This is a genomic window from Pantoea sp. X-Soil-YNGN-785 (assembly GCF_059730585.1).
This window is the reverse complement of sequence record NZ_AP035943.1, coordinates 651,071-657,354: the sequence shown is the minus strand read 5'-3', so window position 1 is coordinate 657,354 and position 6,284 is coordinate 651,071. Positions and strand designations below refer to the sequence as shown.

Genomic DNA, 6,284 nt, shown 5'->3' with positions numbered 1-6,284 from the left:
CTCTCTATGATCTATTAAGGATCGTTTTTTAGGATCGTGTCACTGTATAAGTGGATAACTGGTTATCAGGCATCAGTTTCAGACTCACGGACAGGTGGCGTGATCGCATCATCATCTCCAGAGTCCTTCGCGCTTGCTGTATACCGTCTTTGCAATTCAGACATTCTCAATTGATAAACAACTTCCTCACTATTATTCATTTTTCATCATTAACTACAGCGCGTATCGTTTCTCAATCACTGAACGAATGAGGAAAACAGCACCATGACTGAACATGCCGTATCACGTAACCCTGCAACAGGCGAAATTCTGGCACGCTATCCTCTGCAGAACAGCACCGAACTGGAAAAGACGCTGGCAGAAAGCGCTTCCGCTTTTGCAGCATGGCAGCGCAGCAGTATGAGTGACCGAGTGCGCGTATTGCGTCAGCTCGGCGAACAGATCCGTCTGAGAGAGCAGGATCTTTCGCGCATGATTACGCTGGAGATGGGTAAGCCCATTGCACAGGCTCGCGCTGAAGTACTGAAATGTGCAAATTTATGCGACTGGTATGCAGAACATGGACCGGCGATGCTGGCCGATCAGCCCACTCAGATTGCCGATGCGTGGCAGCGATTCCGTCCTGTCGGGGTGATCCTGGCTGTCATGCCATGGAATTTCCCCCTGTGGCAGGTTCTGCGGGGCGCAGTCAGCATGTTGCTGGCAGGTAACACCTATCTGCTGAAACACGCCCCTAACGTCATGGGAAGCGCCACACTGATGGCTGAGCTTTTCACAGCAACCGATCTGCCATCAGGTGGCTTTAACCTGATCAACGTCGACAACGACGGTGTATCAGTCGCGATTAAAGATGACCGCATTGCGGCCGTCGCGGTAACCGGCAGCGTGCGGGCGGGTGCGGCAATCGCAGCACAGGCGGGTGCAGCGCTTAAGAAAACGGTGCTGGAGCTGGGTGGATCCGATCCCTTTATCGTGCTGGCCGATGCCGATCTTGATGAAGCCGTGAAATCTGCCGTAATCGGACGTTTCCAGAATACCGGACAGGTCTGCATGGCGGCTAAACGTTTTATTGTGGAAGCCCCCATCGCGGAAGAGTTTGAAAAACGCTTCACTGCAGCGGTACAGGCACTGAAAATGGGCGATCCGCTGGATGAAAATACCTTCCTGGGTCCGATGGCACGCGCCGATCTGCGCGACGAACTCGACGGACAGGTAAAAGCGACCCTTAGTGAAGGTGCGCGGCTGGTGCTGGGTGGTGAGAAGGTGGCAGGGCAGGGTAACTACTATGCACCAACTATTCTCGCTGATGTTACAAGCACCATGACCGCGTTTAAGCAGGAGCTGTTTGGTCCGGTCGCGGCTATTGCCGTCGCGCGGGATCCGCAGCATGCACTGGAGATCGCTAACGACAGCGAATTTGGCCTCAGTGCTACTGTCTGGAGCGGTAACGAAGAAACTGCCGATCGGCTGGCACTGCAGCTGGAAGTCGGTGCCGTATTTATAAATGGCAACGGCGCATCCGATCCGCGGGTGACCATCGGCGGCGTGAAGAAAAGCGGCTATGGTCGTGAGCTGTCACATTTTGGTGTCCACGAATTCTGTAATGTGCAAACCGTTTGGAAGAACCGCCGCTAGTTTTTACTGCGCTGCCGGAAGATAGGCAGGCGCGGTTTTAACGACCTCACTGAGCGGACGCAGCAACCGATGCGGGGTAAACCTACTCAGCATCGGTGAAGGTGTACCGCTCAGCATCTCCTCAGCCACCAGTCTGCCCAGTAACGGGGCAAGGGTCATGCCACTATGGCTGACCATCAGATAAACGCGTGCTGAGTCACGGATGTAGCCCAGTGCGGGCAATCCATCTGCCGGACGCGATCGCTGTCCTGTTTCAATCCGCTCAATTCTTGCCCCTTCCGCATGGTTAAACAGTCGACGCAACCGACGCAGCATCTCTTTGCCAGTCAGCCCATCCGGAGAAGCGGGGCGTGACGGATCGGCATGCTGGTCAAGATCCAGTGCCTGCAGCATCAGGCGTCCTCCGCCATCCGGCCGCACATTCAGTTCCGGGGTAATGAGATTGCAGTTAAGCGGGATCGGCAAGGGCTGTGTCTGCGCCAGAAAACTGCAGGCAACAGGATCGGCGCGGTTCGCATCGGTCATCGCCAGTTCAAGTCCACACTGGCTGATCAGCTCAGGTGCCCAGCGACCGGTTGCCAGCACCAGCTGATCCCCGTGCCACTCATCACCACTGGCCAGCGTCAGATGCACATCCCGACCTGATTCAGTCAGCGTGGTCACCTCATTGTTGCAGACCAGCTGACCGCCACTGGCGCGCAGGTCGGCAAGCAGAGAAGCGATGAACAGGCTGGGATAAAGCAGGCACTCCGAAGGGAAAAACCACGCGTGCTGAATGCGGGGATCGAGCCGCAGTCCGGGCAGGGCACCCAGTAACGCAGCGCGGCTACGCTTCTCAACGGGGTAATCGAGCGTAGCAAGCTTTGCTGCGCGCTGCGTTAGCTGGCGCAGGGATGATTCATCGGCTGCCCACTCCAGCGAGCCGGTTTCAAGCAGCCAGCGGGGCCATGCACGGTGGTTCGCCTGCCATCGCCTGTGCTCGTTTATCGCCTGGGCATTGAGTTCATGATAGTGGCCGGGTTCTTTGCCGTTGGCATTGACCCAGGCGTAGCTAATCTGGCTGGTGCCACTGCCAGGCAAGCTTTTGTCGAACACAGTGACCTGTGCGCCCCGGCGGGACAATGACTGCGCGACGGCTAAACCTAGCACGCCTGCACCGATAACAGCGATACGTTGTGGCATATCCGGCTTCTCCTGAACAGAAATCAGCGGGTGATGGCCACCCGCCGGGACGTTTTACTATTGCGGAGCGACAGTGTGCGGTCAACCGTTGCGTCAGGCGGTCATCTCATCAAACCAGGCAGGCACCGGATCGTCCAGTGTAACCCAGTGCTCCGGCCCTGCCGCCATCTCATGAGGCGTCAGCAGCGCGTGATCCAGCGCGGCAATAATGTGCTGCTCATCCATATCTATGCCGATAAATACCAGCTCCTGACGCGCATCGCCGGTGCCTTCCTGCCACTGCTCAGCGATGAAATTGAGCGAATCTGCATCCTGTGGCCAGTTGTCACGCGGCATGCTGACCCACCAGCGCCCGGCGTAACCCTGGCGTGCTACTGCGCCCGCCTGCGACCACATTGCCGCAAATTCAGGCCGGGTGGCCAGCCAGAAGTAACCTTTTGAGCGAATCACGCCGTCGAGCTGGTGGTTTACAACCTCCCAGAAACGCTGAGGATGGAAAGGACGACGCGCGCGATAGACAACGCTGCGAATGCCATACTCCTCTGATTCCGGCTGATGCTCACCGCGCAGGGTCTGCAGCCAGCCAGGGGCCTGCGCGGCCCGGTCAAAATCAAACCGGCCGGTATTCAGCAGACAGTCCAGCGAAACCTGCCCGAATTCGCTGTTCACCATACGAGCGTGTGGGTTGAGCGCACGCAGCATACCCTGTAGCTGATGGAGCTCCGCCGGGCTGAGCAGATCCGTTTTGTTCAGCACCAGCAAATCACAGAACTCAATCTGATCCACCAGCAGATCCACCACCGATCGTTCATCCTGCTCGCCCAGCGACTCGCCGCGAGACTGAAGATCATCGACTGAACGGTAGTCGCGCAGGAAGTTAAAGCCATCCACCACGGTAATCATGCTATCCAGCCGGGCATAGGCTGAAAGGCTTTCACCCGCTTCGTCTTCAAACGTAAAAGTTTCAGCCACCGGCAGGGGTTCAGAAATGCCGGTCGATTCAATGACCAGATGATCGAAGCGGCCAGCCTGCGCCAGACGTTTCACCTCCAGCAGCAGATCTTCACGCAGCGTGCAGCAGATGCAGCCGTTACTCATCTCGACCAGCTTTTCATCAGTGCGTGACAGTTGTGCGTCGCCGTTGCGCACCAGGGCCGCATCAATGTTGATTTCAGACATGTCATTGACGATGACTGCGATCCGTCGTCCTTCACGGTTATTCAGAATATGATTGAGCAGCGTGGTTTTACCGGCACCCAGAAAACCGGAGAGAACGGCAACCGGCAGACGTGGATCGCCGGATATCAGAGAAGAGATTGTCATACTGTTACCTGTCAGATGAGGTTAAATAATTATGTTATAACATAACATTGATAACACTGTTTTCAATCCGGATTTCTGGTTTTGTGGCAGTTCTCAAAGTGGGTTTAAAAAAAGGAGAGGAAATGCAGCAACTTACACTGGTTCCGCGTCTGATGCCCGTTGTCAGACGCGGCGAGAAAACCTCCACGATACGCTGGCAGGAGGGCGATATCGCCACCGGCCCGCTGAGGCTGGTCAATCAGCAGGATGAAGCCGACACGGTGATCGTCTGGGTGACGCGGATCGACACACTGCGCTTAAACGAGGTCGCTGCCAAACTGGGGAAAGAGCACGAATGGCCGGATGCGGTGCTGCTGGAGGGGATGCGCGAGCACTATCCGGCGATCAGATTGAGCTGTGAGGTGCAACTGATCACACACCTCACACCCGCAGAAACCCGGCAGAAACTTGATGAGCGGTAACTAGCTGTGCTCTATCACCAGCAGCGCCAGCGTATCGGCTTCCAGCGCCCGAAAGATATGCAGCTCGTCGCCCGGATAGGTAATGTAATCACCCACATCCAGCTCCACCGCGCTGTCTACCGGACCCACCAGCGCCCGGCCTTTAGCAATAATAATATGCTCAATCGTATTGGGAATATGGGGCTGTGAAATGCGCTCACTGCCAGGCTGAACCTCCAGCAGATAGATATCACGCCGGACCCCGGGCGGGCAGGATGCCAGCAAAACCGCCTGATAGTCTGCCAGAGCGGCAGTCACCGTCAGACCTTCTCCACGGCGGATCACCTGCAGACGACGCGCATCCGGCTCCAGCAGGCGTGAAAACGGAATATTCAGCGTCACGCACAGTGACCACAGCGTCTCAATGCCCGGATTGCCATTACCCGCCTCCAGCTGTGAGAGCGTTGATTTGGCGATACCGGCGCGACGCGCGACTTCAGCCAGTGACAGGCCGGATCGCTGACGTTCACGCACTAAGGCATTGGCAATGATGCTGATAGGGGTATTCAAACGCACTCCTGATAAACGAAAAGTTTTTTATACCGAACGCTTTGTTCGTCTTGTAAAACGATGTTGAGGTGTTCATTATATCGGATTATACGTTCATTATGAGACAGAGTGATGCTTTTTCCGCAAATGCAGTTGCTGGACAAAGGGGTGATCAAAGCGATTTTTCTGGTCTGCCTGGCCGATGGAATTGTCGGTTTATCCTATGGCTCGCTGGCCTCCGCCGATGGGTTTCCGCTCTGGGTGCCGCTGGCGCTATCAACGCTGGTGCTGGCAGGCGCGTCTGAGTTTCTGTTTATCGGCATCGTGGCCGGTGGCGGTAGTCCTTTTACCGCCGCCGCCGCGGGCCTGCTGGTGAATGCGCGTCATCTGCCTTTTGGCATTGCGGTCAAAGATCTGGTTGGAAAGGGGCCTCAGGGCTGGTTTGGCTGTCACATCATGAATGATGAAAGCGTGGTGTTTGGTATCTCACAACCACAGCTGGCCCAGCGTCGCAGCGCCTACTGGCTGTGCGGCATCGGTATCGGCTTAATCTGGCCGGTGAGCGTTATGGTTGGGGCGGCGGTTGGCCAGTTTATTCCCGATGTCTCGGTGATTGGCCTGGATGCGGTGTTTCCGGCGATCCTGATTGCCCTGATCTTCCCGGCGCTGCGACAGCGGCGGACCCGGATCCCTGCCACCGTCGGCGCGCTGCTCTCATTGCTGGCAACGCCGCTGGTTCCGGCGGGCATGCCGGTGCTGTTCTCGCTGCTGGGCCTGCTGACATGGAGATCGCGCAAATGACGCATCAGGGAATGATCATCGCCGGGATTGCCATGCTGGCCGCCGGAACGTATCTGATGCGCTTTGCCGGTGTTAGGCTGGGAAACCGTCTTCCGATTAGTGAGCGTACTCAGCAGATGCTCTCCGACGCTGCCACGGTGCTGCTACTGGCCGTCGCGGCGACCACCACGCTGTTTGAAGGCCAGCATTTTGCCGGTGTGGCACGAGTGGCAGGCGTGGGTTTTGCTCTGTTACTGGCATGGCGTCGGGCACCCCTGATTGTCATTATTCTGGGGGCGGCAGCAATGACCGCGCTGTTGCGTTTTCTCGGCGTGGCCTGAGGCTTCTTTACGCAATCCACTGCTCTCTCTTCCG

The 6,284-nt window shown here is 56.8% G+C and carries 7 protein-coding genes; 4 read left to right on the top strand and 3 right to left on the bottom strand.

The features are described from left to right. Positions 1-264 precede the first annotated feature (264 nt). Entirely contained in the window at positions 265-1,635 is a 1,371-nt protein-coding gene (locus AC6I8E_RS21730; protein ID WP_370422673.1) for an aldehyde dehydrogenase family protein, read from the top strand. Positions 1,636-1,638: 3 nt separating this feature from the next. On the opposite strand, the gene AC6I8E_RS21725 is transcribed toward AC6I8E_RS21730, so the two are convergent. Together AC6I8E_RS21725 and zigA are read right to left on the bottom strand one after the other, a co-directional pair. Continuing rightward, positions 1,639-2,817: an NAD(P)/FAD-dependent oxidoreductase gene (locus AC6I8E_RS21725; RefSeq protein ID WP_377798345.1), complete on the bottom strand. Its 1,179-nt coding sequence runs from the start codon at positions 2,815-2,817 to the stop codon at positions 1,639-1,641. A 93-nt stretch (positions 2,818-2,910) separates the two neighbouring features. Further along, entirely contained in the window at positions 2,911-4,140 is a 1,230-nt protein-coding gene (gene zigA, locus AC6I8E_RS21720; protein ID WP_497824830.1) for a zinc metallochaperone GTPase ZigA, read from the bottom strand. Between the two features lie 122 nt (positions 4,141-4,262). On the opposite strand from zigA, the gene AC6I8E_RS21715 reads away from it, so the two are divergent. Beyond that, positions 4,263-4,601 carry an ASCH domain-containing protein gene (locus AC6I8E_RS21715; protein WP_497824829.1) on the top strand — a complete coding sequence of 113 codons (339 nt, stop codon included), beginning with the start codon at positions 4,263-4,265 and terminating at the stop codon, positions 4,599-4,601. Here the strand turns inward: AC6I8E_RS21715 and AC6I8E_RS21710 are convergent, their stop codons facing one another. Continuing rightward, positions 4,602-5,150, bottom strand: a complete 549-nt coding sequence (locus tag AC6I8E_RS21710) for a helix-turn-helix domain-containing protein (protein ID WP_497824828.1) — start codon at positions 5,148-5,150, stop codon at positions 4,602-4,604. A 111-nt stretch (positions 5,151-5,261) separates the two neighbouring features. On the opposite strand from AC6I8E_RS21710, the gene AC6I8E_RS21705 reads away from it, so the two are divergent. Together AC6I8E_RS21705 and AC6I8E_RS21700 are read left to right on the top strand one after the other, a co-directional pair. Next, positions 5,262-5,930: an AzlC family ABC transporter permease gene (locus AC6I8E_RS21705; RefSeq protein WP_201251454.1), complete on the top strand. Its 669-nt coding sequence runs from the start codon at positions 5,262-5,264 to the stop codon at positions 5,928-5,930. Beyond that, a complete protein-coding gene (locus AC6I8E_RS21700) occupies positions 5,927-6,250 on the top strand; it encodes an AzlD domain-containing protein (protein WP_033784885.1) in 324 nt (107 codons plus the stop codon). Before AC6I8E_RS21705 ends, AC6I8E_RS21700 begins: the two co-directional genes overlap by 4 nt. Positions 6,251-6,284: the final 34 nt, after the last annotated feature.